This window comes from Lactobacillus sp. YT155, from assembly GCF_030504545.1.
Classification (GTDB): domain Bacteria; phylum Bacillota; class Bacilli; order Lactobacillales; family Lactobacillaceae; genus BQUT01.
In genome coordinates this window covers 72533-89445 of sequence record NZ_JAUKWP010000003.1, presented here as the reverse complement: position 1 = coordinate 89445, position 16913 = coordinate 72533, and the positions used below count along the sequence as shown (strand labels likewise).

Annotated in this window: 15 protein-coding genes; 2 read left to right on the top strand and 13 right to left on the bottom strand. The window is 34.5% G+C overall.

Annotation, left to right across the window (positions count from 1 at the left end; translation table 11 throughout):
• Positions 1 to 4: 4 nt before the first annotated feature.
• Genes Q2T76_RS04545 through Q2T76_RS04535 form a run of 3 tightly spaced genes read right to left on the bottom strand, consistent with a single transcriptional unit; the run spans position 5 to position 4162 of the window.
• Positions 5 to 1699 carry an LPXTG cell wall anchor domain-containing protein gene (locus Q2T76_RS04545; RefSeq protein ID WP_302084340.1) on the bottom strand — a complete coding sequence of 565 codons (1695 nt, stop codon included), beginning with the start codon at positions 1697 to 1699 and terminating at the stop codon, positions 5 to 7.
• Between the two features lie 46 nt (positions 1700 to 1745).
• Complete coding sequence (locus Q2T76_RS04540; RefSeq protein ID WP_302084339.1) at positions 1746 to 2099, bottom strand: MarR family transcriptional regulator; 354 nt, start codon at positions 2097 to 2099, stop codon at positions 1746 to 1748.
• 8 nt (positions 2100 to 2107) lie between these two features.
• Positions 2108 to 4162 carry a MucBP domain-containing protein gene (locus Q2T76_RS04535; RefSeq protein ID WP_302084338.1) on the bottom strand — a complete coding sequence of 685 codons (2055 nt, stop codon included), beginning with the start codon at positions 4160 to 4162 and terminating at the stop codon, positions 2108 to 2110.
• Positions 4163 to 4525: 363 nt separating this feature from the next.
• Between Q2T76_RS04535 and Q2T76_RS04530 the strand changes: the two genes are divergently transcribed.
• A complete protein-coding gene (locus tag Q2T76_RS04530; RefSeq protein WP_302084337.1) occupies positions 4526 to 4765 on the top strand; it encodes a helix-turn-helix transcriptional regulator in 240 nt (79 codons plus the stop codon).
• A gap of 32 nt (positions 4766 to 4797) precedes the next feature.
• Here Q2T76_RS04530 and Q2T76_RS04525 read toward each other — a convergent pair whose 3' ends face one another.
• The 10 genes from Q2T76_RS04525 to rpsO all read right to left on the bottom strand — a co-directional run bounded on the left by Q2T76_RS04525 (position 4798) and on the right by rpsO (position 16432).
• Entirely contained in the window at positions 4798 to 5505 is a 708-nt protein-coding gene (locus Q2T76_RS04525; protein WP_302084336.1) for a hypothetical protein, read from the bottom strand.
• 33 nt (positions 5506 to 5538) lie between these two features.
• A complete protein-coding gene (yihA, locus tag Q2T76_RS04520) occupies positions 5539 to 6120 on the bottom strand; it encodes a ribosome biogenesis GTP-binding protein YihA/YsxC (RefSeq protein ID WP_302084335.1) in 582 nt (193 codons plus the stop codon).
• Between the two features lie 54 nt (positions 6121 to 6174).
• A complete protein-coding gene (locus Q2T76_RS04515; protein WP_302084334.1) occupies positions 6175 to 7239 on the bottom strand; it encodes a C45 family peptidase in 1065 nt (354 codons plus the stop codon).
• A gap of 109 nt (positions 7240 to 7348) precedes the next feature.
• The gene (gene spxB / locus Q2T76_RS04510) at positions 7349 to 9067 is read right to left on the bottom strand and encodes a pyruvate oxidase (protein ID WP_302084333.1); all 1719 of its coding nucleotides are present in this window, start codon (positions 9065 to 9067) and stop codon (positions 7349 to 7351) included.
• A gap of 99 nt (positions 9068 to 9166) precedes the next feature.
• On the bottom strand, positions 9167 to 10420 hold the full coding sequence (gene clpX, locus Q2T76_RS04505; RefSeq protein WP_302084332.1) for an ATP-dependent Clp protease ATP-binding subunit ClpX: 1254 nt from the start codon (positions 10418 to 10420) through the stop codon (positions 9167 to 9169).
• Positions 10421 to 10522: 102 nt separating this feature from the next.
• Positions 10523 to 11812 carry a trigger factor gene (gene tig / locus Q2T76_RS04500; RefSeq protein ID WP_302084331.1) on the bottom strand — a complete coding sequence of 430 codons (1290 nt, stop codon included), beginning with the start codon at positions 11810 to 11812 and terminating at the stop codon, positions 10523 to 10525.
• Between the two features lie 155 nt (positions 11813 to 11967).
• Positions 11968 to 13158 (bottom strand): elongation factor Tu, encoded by a 1191-nt coding sequence (gene tuf, locus Q2T76_RS04495; RefSeq protein WP_302084330.1) that lies wholly within the window; start codon positions 13156 to 13158, stop codon positions 11968 to 11970.
• Between the two features lie 191 nt (positions 13159 to 13349).
• The gene (locus Q2T76_RS04490; protein WP_302084329.1) at positions 13350 to 14282 is read right to left on the bottom strand and encodes a hypothetical protein; all 933 of its coding nucleotides are present in this window, start codon (positions 14280 to 14282) and stop codon (positions 13350 to 13352) included.
• A gap of 45 nt (positions 14283 to 14327) precedes the next feature.
• Entirely contained in the window at positions 14328 to 16013 is a 1686-nt protein-coding gene (locus Q2T76_RS04485; protein ID WP_302084328.1) for a ribonuclease J, read from the bottom strand.
• A gap of 149 nt (positions 16014 to 16162) precedes the next feature.
• Positions 16163 to 16432, bottom strand: a complete 270-nt coding sequence (rpsO, locus tag Q2T76_RS04480) for a 30S ribosomal protein S15 (RefSeq protein WP_302084327.1) — start codon at positions 16430 to 16432, stop codon at positions 16163 to 16165.
• 198 nt (positions 16433 to 16630) lie between these two features.
• Between rpsO and rpsT the strand changes: the two genes are divergently transcribed.
• Positions 16631 to 16885, top strand: a complete 255-nt coding sequence (gene rpsT, locus Q2T76_RS04475) for a 30S ribosomal protein S20 (protein ID WP_302084326.1) — start codon at positions 16631 to 16633, stop codon at positions 16883 to 16885.
• Positions 16886 to 16913 lie beyond the last annotated feature (28 nt).

The window sequence follows — 16913 nt, the reverse complement described above, 5'->3', positions numbered from 1 at the left end:
CCTCCTAATTAATGCGTTTCTTACTAAGTACAAAATACCCAGCAGTCATAATAATTCCAATTCCAATAAAAAATAAATATTCATTGCTAAATGCTTGCTCTCCGGTTCTTGGAAGTGCTTTTTTTATTGCTTTATTGTGCCTGCTATCATTAGGTTTTTGACTATTATTTAAATTGCTTCTCACTTCATATATATAGTAAATGTCTTGATTACTATCACTAAATAATCCTTTTTCTTTGCCGTCGATGATTGCCTTTAAATCATAGGCTTTTCCGTTCTTAATGATTTCTTTCATTGAACTACTATATTTTAATAAGTAAGAATCACCAATTTCCCCAGAAGATACTTTATCTTCTGACAATTTCTCACCATTCTTTTCTTTTAAAACAAAGTGAGCCGTAATATTGGTTCTTTGCACAGGATTACCCTTTCCAATCATCTGAACAATAGTTCCATCAAATAAATAATGTTTGTTGTTTGTAGCAATTGATTGAAAATGAAAAACTTTTTTCCTATCTGTAGTCCACTCGTACGAGTGTGTACCATCTTCATTATTTGTTTCTATATAGGTATCTTTGGGTTGATCAGTTGTCTCAATTAGTTTTTCTCCATCTAAATCGGTAATATTTGGAAAAACATATTTTTGATAGGTTTTTACATCATACTTCCTAGCAAAATGTGAGTCATTCAAATAAATATTCTGTGACTTCCCATTAACATGTTCCCGAGTTTTTTCATTTGAAAAATTAATCAATGGTGAAATGTCCAAGATATGATTATGTTGAATATTTATGAAAGTTTTATCCATTCTCTTATTGTCAAAAATTAGTTTACTTAATGGAATAACATCATAAATTTCGTTGCCTTCTAAGCCTAAATTGAATTCTGGGTATTTTTCTCCGTTTATATTTGGAGGTACTAACTTACTTAAATTTTCGACTCCATTATCTGTTATCTTGTCATAATTCAAATTAAGAGTCTTGAAAGGAACATTAGTAATTTTCTCTAATGACTCATCAGAAATTCCTTTATGCTTTCCATATATACCCATGTTCGAAGCATTCAATTCAATCCCATCTATTTCACTATTATTCCTAGCTATATCTGCTAGTGGTGACAAATCAAAAACATCAGAACCATCAATATTTATATATATCAAATTCATTTTTCTCATAAAATTGATATTATTTAATGCCCAATCATTTACGCTAGTAAATTTTTGAATGGAAGTTATCTCAGAGAATCTATCAATTTCTTCTTGACCAACTGCAACCGCATCTGTACTGTGAATTTGATCACCTAAGTCGACCGTTACAAGTCCATGTAAATACTCGACACCCTTTAAACCATAAACTCCAGCTTTTTCATTACCTTGTAAACGAAAAGTTTTAATTTCATCAAAAGCTGATTGTGGAATTACTATGTTCTTTCCTTTGTAATCACGTAAGTGCTCACTAATTATTGACCAAACCGCGCGTGAAAAATAGCCATCTTCTTGATACGAATTAGCCTCAAACTGATCATAGGTTAAAGCTGGAACTGTTGGTGTCTCCGCACTTTTACTTAAGTCTTGAGCAAGTTCTATATGTTTATCCGAACTATTTTGACTGGTTGCTGCTACAGCGGAAGAGTTACTTTTAGTCGGTAATAGTAGTAACAAAATTAAACTACTATATATAATCCCCTTTGTTTTGTTCATTTCTTCACCTCTAAGTACATTAATTCAATTACAAAAAAAGAAAGAATTAAACTTCTTTCTTAATTAGTTTCGAATTGACATCTTTAATTACTTTCGATCCTTCTTCAGTCACAAACATTTTGATTATTCGTTGATCCGAACTTTCTCCATATCTTTTTTGGATGAGATCTTTATGGTTTAAAGATTTCAAAGTTCTAGAAACTGACGATTTTGATAATGAAAGACTTTCTGCAATACTTGTTGGAGTTGCACAATCAGATCCATCAATAGTAAGTAAACAGCAATACTGCATGAAACTAATCCCTGATTTTCGTGTCACTCCTTCTAGTTTTTGCACGATACTTGAGTTAGTTGAATACCAATCAAAAACATCTTCATAACTATCAAATCTTTTTTGCATTTTAAAACCTATTTAACACTTTTCTTTTTGTTTAGAACGTAATATCCAGCTAATGAAACTAATCCAATTCCAATTAAAGTTAAGAATCCAGCATTACGAAGATTTTCGCCAGTTTGTGGCAATCTTCTTGATAGATTTTGTGTAACGTTTTTAGTTACATTATTATTTGTTTTTGGATCAGTATTCTTGCCGTTATTATTTCCATTATCACCTGGTTTTTGTCCGTTACCATTGTCATCACCATTGCCACCGTTATTATTGTCATCTGATGATTTCGTATAAACAACCTTGATTGTTCTTTCTTTATCGCCAAGTGTTACATTACCGTCTTTGTCATCAGCATCTTGGAATTCCTTAAAGGTATAACCAGAAATATTTTTCTTATCAGCTGACTTCTTATCACCGACTTTTCCAGTAATATCGTATCCATCAGAAATTTTGTTTCCAGCTTCATCGACATAGACAACATGCACTGGTGCTGCATCTTCTGCTGGTGTGCCATCATCTCTTAATGAGTAAATATAGTAAACATCTTGGTTAACATCAGTAAATGTTCCACTCTCTTTACCATCAATTGATTTCAAATCATATACTTTGCCATCTTTAGCAATTGTCTTCATTGAAGTTCCATAATCTAGTGAATATGAGTCTCCAGTTTGACCAGTAGTAATCTTGTCATCAGACAACTTCTCACCATTTTTATCATTTAAAACAAAGTGTGCTGTTACGCTGTTCTTGTCTGCTGCTGGTTTATCACCAATAGTTTGTTCAATACTTCCATCGAACTGTAAATCAGAACCGCTTGTATCACCAGCGTCAGATTGAAATTGGAAGGTCTTTTTACCTTGAGTGAACCATTCATATGAATGTGTTCCATCACTATTACTTGTTTTTCTAAAGGTATTTGTTGGCTCGTTTGTTGACTCCATAATTGTTTTTCCATCTAGTTCTGTTATTGTTGGAAATACGTATTTATGGTTGATATATTCGTCATACTTACCATTGAAATGTGGATCGTTTAGATTAATATATTGATTTCTTCCATCAACGTGATTTAGAGATGCATCAGTTGTAAAGTTAGTCAATGGTGAAATATCTAAGATGTGGTTATCTTGAACGTATACATTTATTTTGTTCATCTTCTCCTTGTCAAAGGCAATTTTGCCTAGTGGAGAGACATCATAAATATTATTTCCGTTTAAACCTAAACTAAATTCCGGATAAGTGACACCAACAAGTAATGGAGTTAAACCGCTTAAAATCTCCACTCCATTATCAGTAATATTGTCATAATTCAAATTAAGCGTTACAAAATGAATTCCTAAAATATTCTTTAGTGATGATTCATCAACACCATTACCGTCAGCGAACCCATCACCATCTTTATCAAATTGATTCAAATGGGATGCATATAATGTTGCATGTTTACTGGATTTCAATCCCGACTCAGCAAGTGGTGACAAATCGCTGACACTAGTATTGTCAATATCAACACTCGTAAGGCCGTCCATACCTTTTAAGAAATCAATGTTTTCAAGATTAACATTGCCTGAGGCAGTAAAATAACTAATTGTGGGTACTTCAGCGAAGCGGTCAAAGTCTTCTTGAGTAAGAGTATCAGTATTACCATTTCTCAAATCAACTTGTGCTAAACCGTGCAAATATTCAACACCCTTTGTTGAATCTATTCTACTTATAGTTTGATTCAACATATAAATTTTATCGAACGCAGATTGGGGAATTACATCGTTGTTATATCTATAATTACCTACATACGAAGCAACAGTCTCCCATAAACTCTTAGAGAAGTATTGTTGCGCACCATTTGCATCAGCTTCAAATTGTGCAAAAGTTAATGAAGGTGCATCCACGTTACTTTGAGAAGCAGCGTTGCTGTTTTGTTGATTTGTGCTTGTTGAAACTTTCTTATTTTGTAACTTACTCAATTCAACATGTGATGCAGAATTGTTTTCAACGGCAGCCTTAATAGAAGTACTACCTAGTGGAAGCATCATTGTTACAGCCAATGCTCCATAAGTTACTTTTTTTATATTTTTCTTCATAAAATCCCCCTTATATTGAACACCTGATTTATAACCATATATTTCCCCAAATATACTTGTTAATAATCATGTAATTACCAATACATTGGTAACAACCAAGATTGTACTGGATTATTGAAAAATAGTCAACAATATATCGGTAATTATTTTCATGATTAACAATTTACACCTTATATAAATAACTTTATCGATAAAAGAGCAAAACGCTTGCACATATTAGCTAATCTATTAGATAATTAAATTATTATTTACATCCCCGTTTATAACCGATATATCGGTAACAATCAACGATGTATTGTTAATGCTTCAGACACATTTCATTTAAAGTATTTTTAACGATATATTGTTAGGAGAGATTTTATATTGAAAAATGACGGACAATTAATTGCGGATCATTTAATTACTTTAATTAATGAGCGAAACATTACCATTAATAGGCTGGCAGTTCTTTCAGGAATAAACCAGTCCACTTTAAATGCACTGTATGATGGATCTAGCAAACGTCCAACAATAACAACAATTCGAGCTATTTGCTCCGGTTTAGGAATTTCAGTTCAAGAATTTTTTGATTTTCCACCGTATAATGAAGTAGAAAAAAATTAAAAAAAAGCAGCTACCTTTCCGGTAGCTGCTTTTTAATTCTTCTTTGTTTCAGTAAAACTATTAATAACTGCTTTTACCTTAGCAATATTGCTCTTTACTTGCTCACTGTCGTTTTTATATGCATTTATTCCTTCTACATAATTAACTACAATCAGCGAGTCATAAAAATTCCCTGTGTCTTCAACTCGATAGAAGGTATATTTCATCATCTTCTTGTCTGGAACTTTTTCAATACCCAAATGCCAAGTATGTGCACCAATTTTTGTGGTGGTGGTATTACTTAATTTATTACCATCATCTTTTATTGCTTGAGCAAGTTTTTTTCCTGACAACAACTTCCCATCGTCTAGCGGACTTTTGTCATATGCATTAAGCAAATAGACATTTAACATTGCGTCACCGTTATCTGCTCTAGGAAGTTTATATAATACTTCTTTACTTTCTTTTTGTAATTCCAACCAGTTAAATGGCAAATAAAAATTCTTATAATAAGTAACTTGCTCAAAACCTAGTCCACGTGTCTCTACAACATCATTATTGGCTGCCGCAATCTTCACTTCTTGTGACAAACTAATCTTTTGATCCATTGGTACTCTTGCTACTGCTGCTAACTGTTTCTTAAGTGGTTGAGTTTGTTCAGTATTATCAGCATGACTTGTTTCATTTTCAGCCTTTTTTTGACAACCAGCTAAGATAAAAACTAATACTCCCACAGTAATAATTTTTACTATATTTTTCATAGAAATCCCCATTCCCAATTTTTAAATCAGTTCTTACATGTGCTCTTCAATCCACTTCCAAACTTCATCTTTACCATATTTAGTCTCAGAACTAAAGATTTGAAAATCTGTTTGATCGTCAATTTCAAGAGTCTTGCGAATGATACTCTCACTCTTATTCCACTGGTTACCTTTAACCTTGTCCATCTTCGTTGCCACGATTAAGACTGGAATATTATAGTATCTGACAAATTCATACATTGAAATATCATCTTCACTTGGTTCATGACGTCCATCAACAAGAATAATAACCCCTTTTAGTGGTTTTCTAGTTGTTAGATACTCTTCAATCATCACGCCGAATTCTTCACGTTGTTTCTTCGATACTTTTGCATAACCATAACCCGGAACATCCACTAGATATAATTGATCTTCGATATTATAAAAATTAAGTGTCTGAGTCTTACCGGGTTTGCTAGAAGTTCTCGCAAACGCATTGCGGTTAATTAGAGTATTAATTAATGATGACTTACCAACATTTGAACGGCCCGCTAGAGCAATTTCTGGATAACCATCATCGGGATATTGTGCTGAACTAACTGCACTTAAATTCATAGATACATTATTTACTTTCATAGTTAACTCCTTAGTCAATTAAGTTTACCACAATAAAAAAAGCCTTTCGGCTTTTTATTTCACTTTGAAGTGATAAACTTTCTTGTAATTACCATCTATGGAGACGTTTAAGGACTTCTTAGTCAAATTGTAAACTCCACTCCATTGAGTATCAGATTTGCTCTTAAAGATACCTTTTTTACGGATTTCAGGAGTAACATGCACTGATTCTAATAAGTTCATACTATCTTTAGATGTCATGATACCTTTTTTCTCATCCAAAGTTTTTTCTAAAACTGCGTAACGATCGAATCCTTTACCCATCTTGTTCTTCTCTGGAGATAGATAGAAGTTAGTTGCGTATTGATAATTCTTAGTTGGTTGAACTAATTTCATTTTATTATTCACATACTCTACAACGACTGATTTTCCACTAGCGTCAGCAATATGGAAATGATAAGTCGAATTAGCAGATGAATGCATATCGTACTTCTTCAATAATTTCACAGCTTCGTCAACGTTCTTTGCTTTATCAAGCATCAAACGAATAGCGGTCGTAGTATTGATATCGACTTTGCTGGTTTTTTGATCAGTTGGTTTGTCATCTAACAATAAGACTCCAACACTCAATCCTTTTTCATTAACTCCATCAAGTGGAATATATGGAGCCGCTAGAGCAAGGATTCTCTTTTGATAGTTATTCATGGTTTCCTTTTTAAACCCTAGAAAGGCTAAGTTAACCATCGAAATACTCTTGTAACCCTTATCGGGATTAGTGTGAACTAACATTGATGGTGAGTAATCAAGATCAAAGTTACGTCCAAATACTTTTTGATTATCAGGTGTTCGTGCTGTAAAAGTTGCACAACCTAAATCTGGAACTTTGATATTTAGTGGCAATCCCTTCAACAATTTCTTGGAGACGAATTGAACTAGTTCAGTATCGTTACTAGCTCCTTCTTTTAAGAAATCATCAAACCCATAATCGCCTTTATAAGTCATTTCATAGAATGGATATTTATCAACTTGTTTAATATTGCTGATTGTAGAAATTTCATTTCTGAACATAAACCCAATACCAGCAACTACTATCAAGATTAATGCTAGCAAACTAAGTAACACACGTTTTAAAATTTTCATTTTGTATTTTTTCCTTCTTTCAAAGTACTGAGTATTAATTTAGCACTATTTTCACCGTAAAGCAATACCCCCTAAACTAATTGTAATAAAAAAAGACCCGCAGGTCTTTTTAAGCATTATATTTTTCTAGAGTCTTTTCAAACGGAATTAAATCTTCAGCTTGATAATTCTTAACAAATTCTGGATCATCTAATCGCAATTGTTCAACTGGTAATGGACGTGCATTTTCAATATCAACATCAATTACAATTGGTCCTTTAAGATCATCTACTTTGGCAAAAGCAGCTTTTAACTCATCAATGTTAGTTACTTTAATTCCAGTAGCTCCCATTCCCTCAGCAGCTTTAGCAAAGTCTGATTTAATCAAATCAACACCTGAATGAGGTTGTTGTTTATCATCTTGCTCAGCTTCAATGAATCCTAAGGAACCGTTATTCAAAATCACATTGATGATTGGTAAGTCATATTTAACTTGCGTAATAATATCTTGCATTACCATTGAGAATCCACCGTCACCACTGATTGACCATACTTGACGTTCTGGATACTTAACTTGATTACCAATAGCACCTGGTAAGGCATTTCCCATCGTTGCATACCACGCAGAAGTTTCGAATCCTTGTGTTGGCACCATGTTCAAGAATCTCACACCATCAATTGTTACGTTCCCAACATCGACGTTAAAAATAGCATCTTTGGTAGCATGAGCATTGATTTCTTTGAAGATTGGTTCAACACGAAGTGGCGAATTGGTATCATTTTCTTTACTTTGAACCCAATCTTTCCAATTCTGCTTATTTTCAAGACTTGCTTGATAGAATCCTGTCTTTTCACTCACAGCAGTACTTTCGTCAATCAAAGTTCTAAGAGCAACTTTAGCATCGGCTAGAATGGCAACATCAGTTGCATGACGGTGACCGAATTTACTTGGATCAATATCTATTTGGATGAACTTAGCCTTTGGATCAAAGAAGAATTGTCCGAACTCATAGTTACTACCGACAAACAAAATTAAGTCAGCAGCTTTAGCTAGATCCACACCCGGTTTAGTAGCAACACGTCCAGCTGATACCATATAAGCTGGGTCATCATCAGCAATAATACCCTTTCCTAAGGCACTAGACATGAGTGGAATACTTAATTTATCAGATAGTTCTTTCAATTCTTGACCGGCTTTTTTTGCACCTTGGCCAAAGTAAATTATTGGACGCTTGGCTTCTTTAATTAAGTCCAAGGTCTTAGTGATGTCCTCATTATTTGGTAATTGATAATTACCGACACTAAACAAGTTAGCCGTTGATTGGAATGTATCAGGAATTTGTTCCCAACCAATGCTTGTAGGAATAGTTACTACAGCAACTCCATTGTATTTATATGCTTGCTTAATAGCTTGATCAACAACGTGTGGTAATGATTCAGCGGTCATCACTGTCCGGTTGTAGACGGCCACATCTGCAAAAATTGGATTTTCATCTAACTCTTGGAAGTAGTCAGTATTCATTACTTGAGTCCCAACTTGTCCAACTAAAGCTAAAACTGGTACATTATCATGCTTGGCATCATACAATCCATTTAACAAATGTACTGCACCTGGTCCTGCAGAACCAAAAGTTGCTGCAATCTTTCCAGTAATTTTTGCTTCCCCTGAAGCTGCTAGAGCACCAACTTCTTCATGACGAACTTGGATATAACGCATGGTATCTTGACGATTATGTAAGGCGTTCATTGTCGAATCAAATGAGCCACCTGGTAGACCAAAAATGTGATCAATCCCCCAATCTTCCATAACTTTCAACATCGCATCGGATGCATTGATCATTTCTGCCATTATTAATTCCTCCTAATAATTAGTTACAAATGTAATCATAGTCTTATCTCTCAATTTTTTGAAATAATTAGCTTACAAAAAAAAGACGCGTAAGCGTCTTTAAGCAACTTTTCCATTTTTTAGGAGTAGTTCAGGTTTGGCAGTTTGTAAAACTGCTTCTTTAGTTACGATAACTTTTTTGACATCTTTGCGACTTGGAACTTCAAACATAGTATCAAGCATTGATTCTTCAACGATTGACCGTAGTCCACGTGCTCCAGTGTCACGTTCGATAGCTGTTTGAGCGATTGCTCTTAAAGCATCATCCTTGAATTCTAATAAAACATCATCAAGCGCTAATAGCTCTTGATATTGTTTTACTAGAGCATTCTTTGGTTTAGTCAAGATTTCAACTAAATCATCTTCAGTTAGTTTCTCTAGAGCAGTGATGATTGGAATACGTCCGATAAACTCAGGAATAATTCCGAATTTCATTAAGTCTTCCGGAATTACTCGTTGCATTAAACTATCATCTTCTTCAAAATCGATATCTTCTTGATTTGAGCCAAAGCCAATAGTTTTTTCACCGAGACGATTCTTAATAATCTCTTCAATGCCGTCAAAAGCTCCACCAACAATGAACAAAATGTTAGTCGTATCAATTTGAATTAGTTCTTGTTGAGGATGCTTACGTCCACCTTGAGGCGGTACTGAGGCAATGGTTCCTTCAAGTATCTTCAAGAGTGCTTGTTGAACACCTTCACCTGAAACATCACGAGTAATTGAAACATTCTCACTCTTCTTAGCAATCTTATCAATTTCATCGATGTAGACAATTCCACGTTCAGCTCTTTCAACGTCATAATCAGCGTTTTGTAAGAGTTTAAGTAGAATATTTTCAACGTCTTCACCAACATAACCTGCTTCAGTCAAAGTAGTGGCATCAGCAATAGCGAATGGCACATCAAGAATTCTTGCCAAAGTTTGTGCCAAGAATGTTTTACCTGAACCTGTTGGTCCAATCATCGCAATATTACTCTTTTGTAATTCAGTGTCTTCTTCACTAGCACTGTTCATCTTGTTAACACGTTTGTAGTGATTATAAACAGCCACTGACAAAGCACGTTTAGCAGCTGATTGACCAATTACATATTCATTTAGAATTTTGTCAATTTCAACTGGCTTAGGAATGTCTTCTAGAACATTATTAACTGTTGATTCATGAGCTAGATCTTCTTCAATGATATCTTTACATAGTTCAATACATTCATTACAAATATAAACCCCAGGACCAGCAACAATTTTCTTTACTTGGTCTTGCGTTTTTCCACAAAAAGAACATTTAATAGATCCATTTATTTCTGTTGTTTCCAATTCTTAAAACCCCCTATATCTTAGCGTAGGATAGCTTATCATCGTTTCTTTATTTCGTAAAGAATTTTGATTCAAAAAAAAGCTCCGAAGAGCTGTTTTTTATTATTTTTCAACTGCTGAATCAACGATGATATCAAGAGCTTTTTTAACTGCAATATCATGTTTTAGCATTTCGTCAGTCAATGATTGGCGAACAACTTTTTCATCCATGTTGTATTGAGCAGCTAATGACTTGATTTCGTCTTCAACTTCTTTTTTAGTTGGTTTGATTTTTTCTTCTTTAACAACTGTTTCCAATACTAAGTCAGTTTTAACACGGTTGTCTGCTTCTGATTTGAATTGGTTACGCAAATCTTCTTCAGTTGTACCTGTTAATTGGAAGTACATTTCTGGATTCATACCTTGTGATTGAATAGTATTCATGTATTGGTTCATTTGGTTATCAACTTCGGTATCAATCATTGCTTCAGGAATGTCATCGATTTTAGCATCGGCAACAGCTTTTTGTAGTGCTTCATCTTGAATTGCAGCATCTGCTTCTGATTCTTTTTGTTTCTTCAAATCAGCTTTGATCTTTTCTTTAAGCTCATCAAGTGTTTCTACGCTGTCATCAACATCTTTAGCAAATTCATCATCTAGCTTAGGAAGTTGTTTTTCTTTAACTTCATGAATTGTTGTAGCAAACTCAGCAGCTTTTCCAGCTAAGTCTTTAGCATGGTATTCTTCTGGGAATGTTACTTTAACAACTACATCTTCACCAGCTTTGTGACCAACTAATTGTTCTTCAAAACCAGGAATGAATGAATTTGAGCCTAATTCTAGTGAGTAGTTCTTAGCTGAACCACCGTCAAATTCTGTACCGTCAACAGTTCCAGTATAGTCAATAACTACTGTGTCGCCGTCTTTTGCAGGTTGATCTTCTTTAAGAACTAATTCTGCTTGTTGGTTACGTTTGTTTTCAATTTCATCATCAACAGCTTTTTTAGTTACAGTTCTCTTTTGTTTTTTAACTTCAAGATCTTTATATTTACCTAATTTAACTTCAGGTTTAACTGTTACAAGAGCTTTTAGAACCCAAGGATCAGTTTCTGATAATGATTCAACATCAATTTTAGGTTGATCAACTGGTTCGATTTTGGTTTCTTCAACCGCATTATTGTATGCTTCTGGCAAAATAGCATTTAGTGCTTCTTCATATAGTGAAGATTCACCGTACATTTTGTTAAAGATTTGACGAGGCATTTTACCCTTACGGAATCCAGGAGCATTTAAATTCTTACGAACTTTTTTAAATGCGATGTCTAGTCCTTCATTGATTTTATCTCGATCGATTTTGAATGATAATTCTCCATCTGTTTTTCCTTTTTTTGTCCACTTAGCTTTTGAAGCCATGAAAAAATCCTCCAGTTATATCTAAAATTCTGTAAATCTCATACTCGATAATTCTACATTAAATAAGCGTGGTTGTAAACATTTGGCAACTTTTTATTGGGTAAAATAAAAAAGCTAGGGACAATTGTCCTAGCTTTAATTATTAAACTTATATGTTAGTCCAAGATTTCTGTAACAGTTCCGGCACCAACAGTACGTCCACCTTCACGAACAGTGAATTTTGTACCTTTTTCGATAGCAACTGGAGCGATCAAGTCAACTTCAAAAGTAACTTGGTCACCAGGCATAACCATTTCTACCCCTGAAGGTAGTTCGATAACACCTGTAACGTCAGTTGTATGGAAATAGAATTGAGGACGGTAGTTTGAGAAGAATGGAGTATGACGTCCACCTTCTTCTTTTGTCATGATATAAACTTCAGACTTGAATTTAGTATGAGTTTGGATTGAACCAGGAGCAGCAAGAACTTGTCCACGTTCAACTTCATCACGATCAACACCACGTAGAAGTGCACCGATGTTATCACCAGCTTCACCTGAATCTAGTGTCTTACGGAACATTTCTAGTCCTGTAACTGTTGTTTTCTTAATTTCCGGTTTTAAACCGATGATTTCAACTTCATCACCAACATGAACAGTACCACGGTCAACACGTCCTGAAGCAACTGTACCACGACCAGTGATCGTAAATACGTCTTCGATAGGCATCAAGAATGGTTTGTCTGTTTCACGTTCTGGTGTTGGAACGTATTCGTCAACGATATCAAGAAGTTTTTGTACATTAGCAACTTGTTCAGCATCGCCTTCAAGAGCTTTAAGTGCTGAACCACGTACTACAGGTACATCATCACCAGGATAATCGTATTCTGATAATAATTCACGAACTTCCATCTCAACCAAGTCAACTAATTCGTCATCATCAACTAAGTCAGTCTTGTTCAAGAATACAACGATGTATTCAACACCAACTTGGCGAGCAAGTAAGATATGTTCACGAGTTTGTGGCATAGGACCATCAGTTGCAGCAACAACAAGGATGGCACCATCCATTTGTGCAGCACCAGTAATCATATTCTTAACATAGTCAGCATGTCCTGGAGCATCAATATGTGCATAGTGACGTGCTTTTGTTTCATATTCAACGTGAGCTGTATTAATTGTAATACCACGTTCTTTTTCCTCTGGAGCATTATCAATATTTGCATAGTCCATAGACTTAGCTAAGCCTTGGTCAGCCAATACTTTAGTGATAGCTGCTGTCAAAGTTGTTTTACCATGGTCAACGTGACCAATTGTCCCAATATTTACATGGGGTTTTGTTCTCTCATAATGTTCTTTTTCAGCCATTAAAAGATTCCTCCTAATTATGCTTTCGTAAGAATTCTACTGCAAAAATAAAAAGAGTCTTGCAGCTCACTCTTCAATGCTAAATTATACTACTTTTAGGTTTTTATGCAATAAAATAACCCAAAAATATACTCTTCAAATTATACGTAGAGAAACTTGAAAAGTAAATACATTTCTTGGAAAAGATTTAATTAACCACCAAAATTTTCTAATAGTTGATTAAACCGGTTAATCCAAGTAACAATTTCTTCATTTTCTCCGCTGTTTGCAACGGTTTGTCCCTCACGCATATCCAAATAAACTTCAATCCACTCATCCATATTAGTGATAATTTCACTGGTAAATGGATAAGTTAAAGATAAATATAACAAAAATTCATTCAGAATCAATCCCGACTCATAATCGTCATAGTCAGTTAATTTCTCTTGTAAAAGATTTCTGGCCTGTAAAAACTCCGGTGAAAACATTAATGTCTTTAATTTACTAGGCATAAATTCTCTGAGTTCACCATAAAAACTCATTGAATAAGTATCCTCTAATTTTAGTTTCACTAAATTCTCAATAATTTCTGTTTTAAATAACGGATGCAGATATGGATTCAACAAAATATTAGGTACAACTTCCAAATAAATTTTTATTGGCAATTGTTTCATATTTTGAATTTTATTAGCTTGAACACCTTCTTGCATCGTTACTAAAGACATTAGTTCTTTGGCTTGATTAGCTAGTTCCTCACTGTGTTCATGTTCAAAAGCATTTTCTTCTTGTTGTAAGTTTTGAGAAATTAATAGTTGATCTTCACTATCCAAAACGAATTCACTATGACTTTTAATAACTGCCAGAAACTGATGTGCCAAAAGAAATTCATGAGCCGCAATCAATAACTCAAACAAAAATTTCGTATCTTCATTTGTTTCTAAATATTTATCAAAATAAATTGAAGCTTGTTCCACTCCATCTTCAAATCGTCCTAAATGGACTAAACTATCAACGATTTTTTTATTTATTTCAAAATTATTAGAAATGATTGAGGCTTGTCCAAAATAATTGACTGCTTCAACCCAGTTGCGGTCATCATAAGCAGCATTACCCTTCTCAATTAGTTCTTCTTGTTCATTATTCATTCTTATCCAACTTTCAAATAAAAAAGCCGGCGCCGGCCTAGCCGACTATTTACGTGCACGATGACGATTTTGATTTACTTCCATAATAACAGGCAAAATCATTGGATGACGTCGCGTCTGCTCATAAAGATATTTATTCAAATCTTCACGTACATCTTGTTTTAAATTAGCCCAATCAAAGTCTTTATTCTCGAGATTATTCTCAATAGCTTTGACAATCACATCCACACTCTCGTTAAGGAGACGTTTGTTGTCACGCATATAAATGAATCCACGAGCATTAACTTTAGGACGAGCAACAATTTTTTTCTTCTTACGATCAATCGTAACAACCGCAATGAAGACACCATCTTCTGCCAACATTTGACGGTCACGTAAGACGATTGAACCAATATCCCCCACGCCGATACCATCAATCATCGTATCGCCAGCAGTTACCGCTGTGGCAAAGTGGAACTGACCATTCTCATAACTTAAGACATCCCCTTTTTGAGTCAAGAAGATATTCTTATACGAAAGTCCTGTTTCATTTGCTAACTCAGCATGTTTATCAAGTAAACGATATTCACCTTGGATTGGTACGATATTCTCTGGACGAAGTAAATTAATCATCAACTGCAAATCAGTCTTGTTAGCATGACCAGAAGGATGAAGATTTCCATCACTAACTGTTTTAACTTCTGCATCGGCTCGATAGATCATATCGCGAGTCTTAGCAACGATAGTTTCCATTGCATACGTTGGTGTCGTAGCGATGAATACCAAGTCACCCTTCATAATTTTGAAAGGTCCACGTTTGGCATTAGCCATCTTTTGTAACAGTTTGATTGGCTCACCCATTTTACCGGTTTCAATCAAAACTATTTGTTCAGGTTCATAATTTTTAAGTTCTTTTTCATTAATAAGAATTTCTTCAGGAACCTTCAAATAGCCTAATTTCATGGCAGTTCGAACAATCTTCTCAGCATCTTTACCAGCAATCGCAACTTTTCGATTCAAGGTACTTGCTGCATCGATGATTTGTTGCATTCTTTGAATGTTAGAAGCAACACTAGCCACTACAATACGACCTTTTTGATACTTGAAAGTCTCAAGAATATACTCAGCAATTTCACGTTCGTTTGAGTTTTCATAAACTGATTCAGCATTTGCGGAATCACTAAGTAACGCCAATACTTTTTCCTTACCAATGTCAGCAATACGACCGAAGTCAGTTTGATACATTGGAATAGCAGCTTGATCGAACTTAAAATCACCTGTATAAACAATTTGACCAGCACTAGTCTTCACAACAATTCCTAATGAATCAGGGATTGAATGTGTAGTCTTAAAGAATGAAACCGTCGCATTATTAAAGTCAATTGCTGTTGTCTCATCAATCTCATGAAAACCATTAAACTTACGACTGGTTTTGTCACTTTGAGTCGTGATTTTTGCCAAAGCAATAGTAAGTTTGGAACCGAAGACCGGAATGTCATGGTTAGCCACAATATATGGCAAGGCACCAATTGCATCAGCATGTCCGTGAGTTAAGAAAATTCCCACGATTTTATCAATGTTTTCTTCTATATAAGTTAAGTCAGGCACAACCACGTCAATACCCAACAGTTCATTATCAGGATACTTTAACCCCGCATCCAAAATAAATATTTCGTCGTCAACTTCGACAGCGTACATGTTTTTTCCGTTTTCACGTACTCCACCCAAGAGGACAATTTTTAAATTATCCATGTAAAAACCTCTTTATTCTTTTGTAGAAAATTTGTTGTAATATTACTTTTTGTCTATCAGACAACTTGTCTACACCTAAATAAGAGTTTATCACATTTATTATTACCAGAAAAGCAAATAAAAAAACTCGCCTAAGCGAGTTTGATTGATTAACGACGTAGTCCTAATGATTTGATTAAGTTACGGTAACGTGTAACATCTTTGTTTCTTAAGTATGCAAGTAAGTTACGACGGTGACCGATTTTCTTTAATAGACCAACATATGAATGGTGATCTTTCTTATGAACGCCTAAATGTTCGTTCAAAGCGTTAATGTCTGCTGTTAATACGGCAATTTGAACTTCTGGAGAACCAGTGTCGCCTTCTTTAACGGCATATTTTTTGATAATTTCGTTCTTTTGTTCTTTTGAAATAGCCATGCTAAATTCCACCTTTATTTTATTTACACCAGAAACTAAGTAAGCGTCGGTGTTTCAACAAACTGAGTCTCGGTATTACAAGTTAATAATTTACTCTATTTTCTATAATAAATCAAGATAAAAAAGATTATTGCAATGTGCCGTTCGTTTTTGTATAATTTAACGTATTGAGTTTAAGAGTTATCGGAGGTGAAAGATATGCCACAAATTAAGTCAGCAATGAAAAGAGTGAAGACTATCGCAAGTGCAAACTTACGTAACACTTCACAAAAGAGTGCTATGCGTTCAACTATTAAAAAGTTTGAAACTGCTGTAGCTTCTGGTAGTAAAGATGCTGAACAATTGTTTAGAGAAGCATCAAAAGCTATCGACATGGCTAAGTCAAAAGGTCTTATCAAAGCAAACAAAGCTGCTCGCGATAAATCTAGATTATCAAAACTAAACAATAAATAAAATAAACCATCAATTATTTGATGGTTTT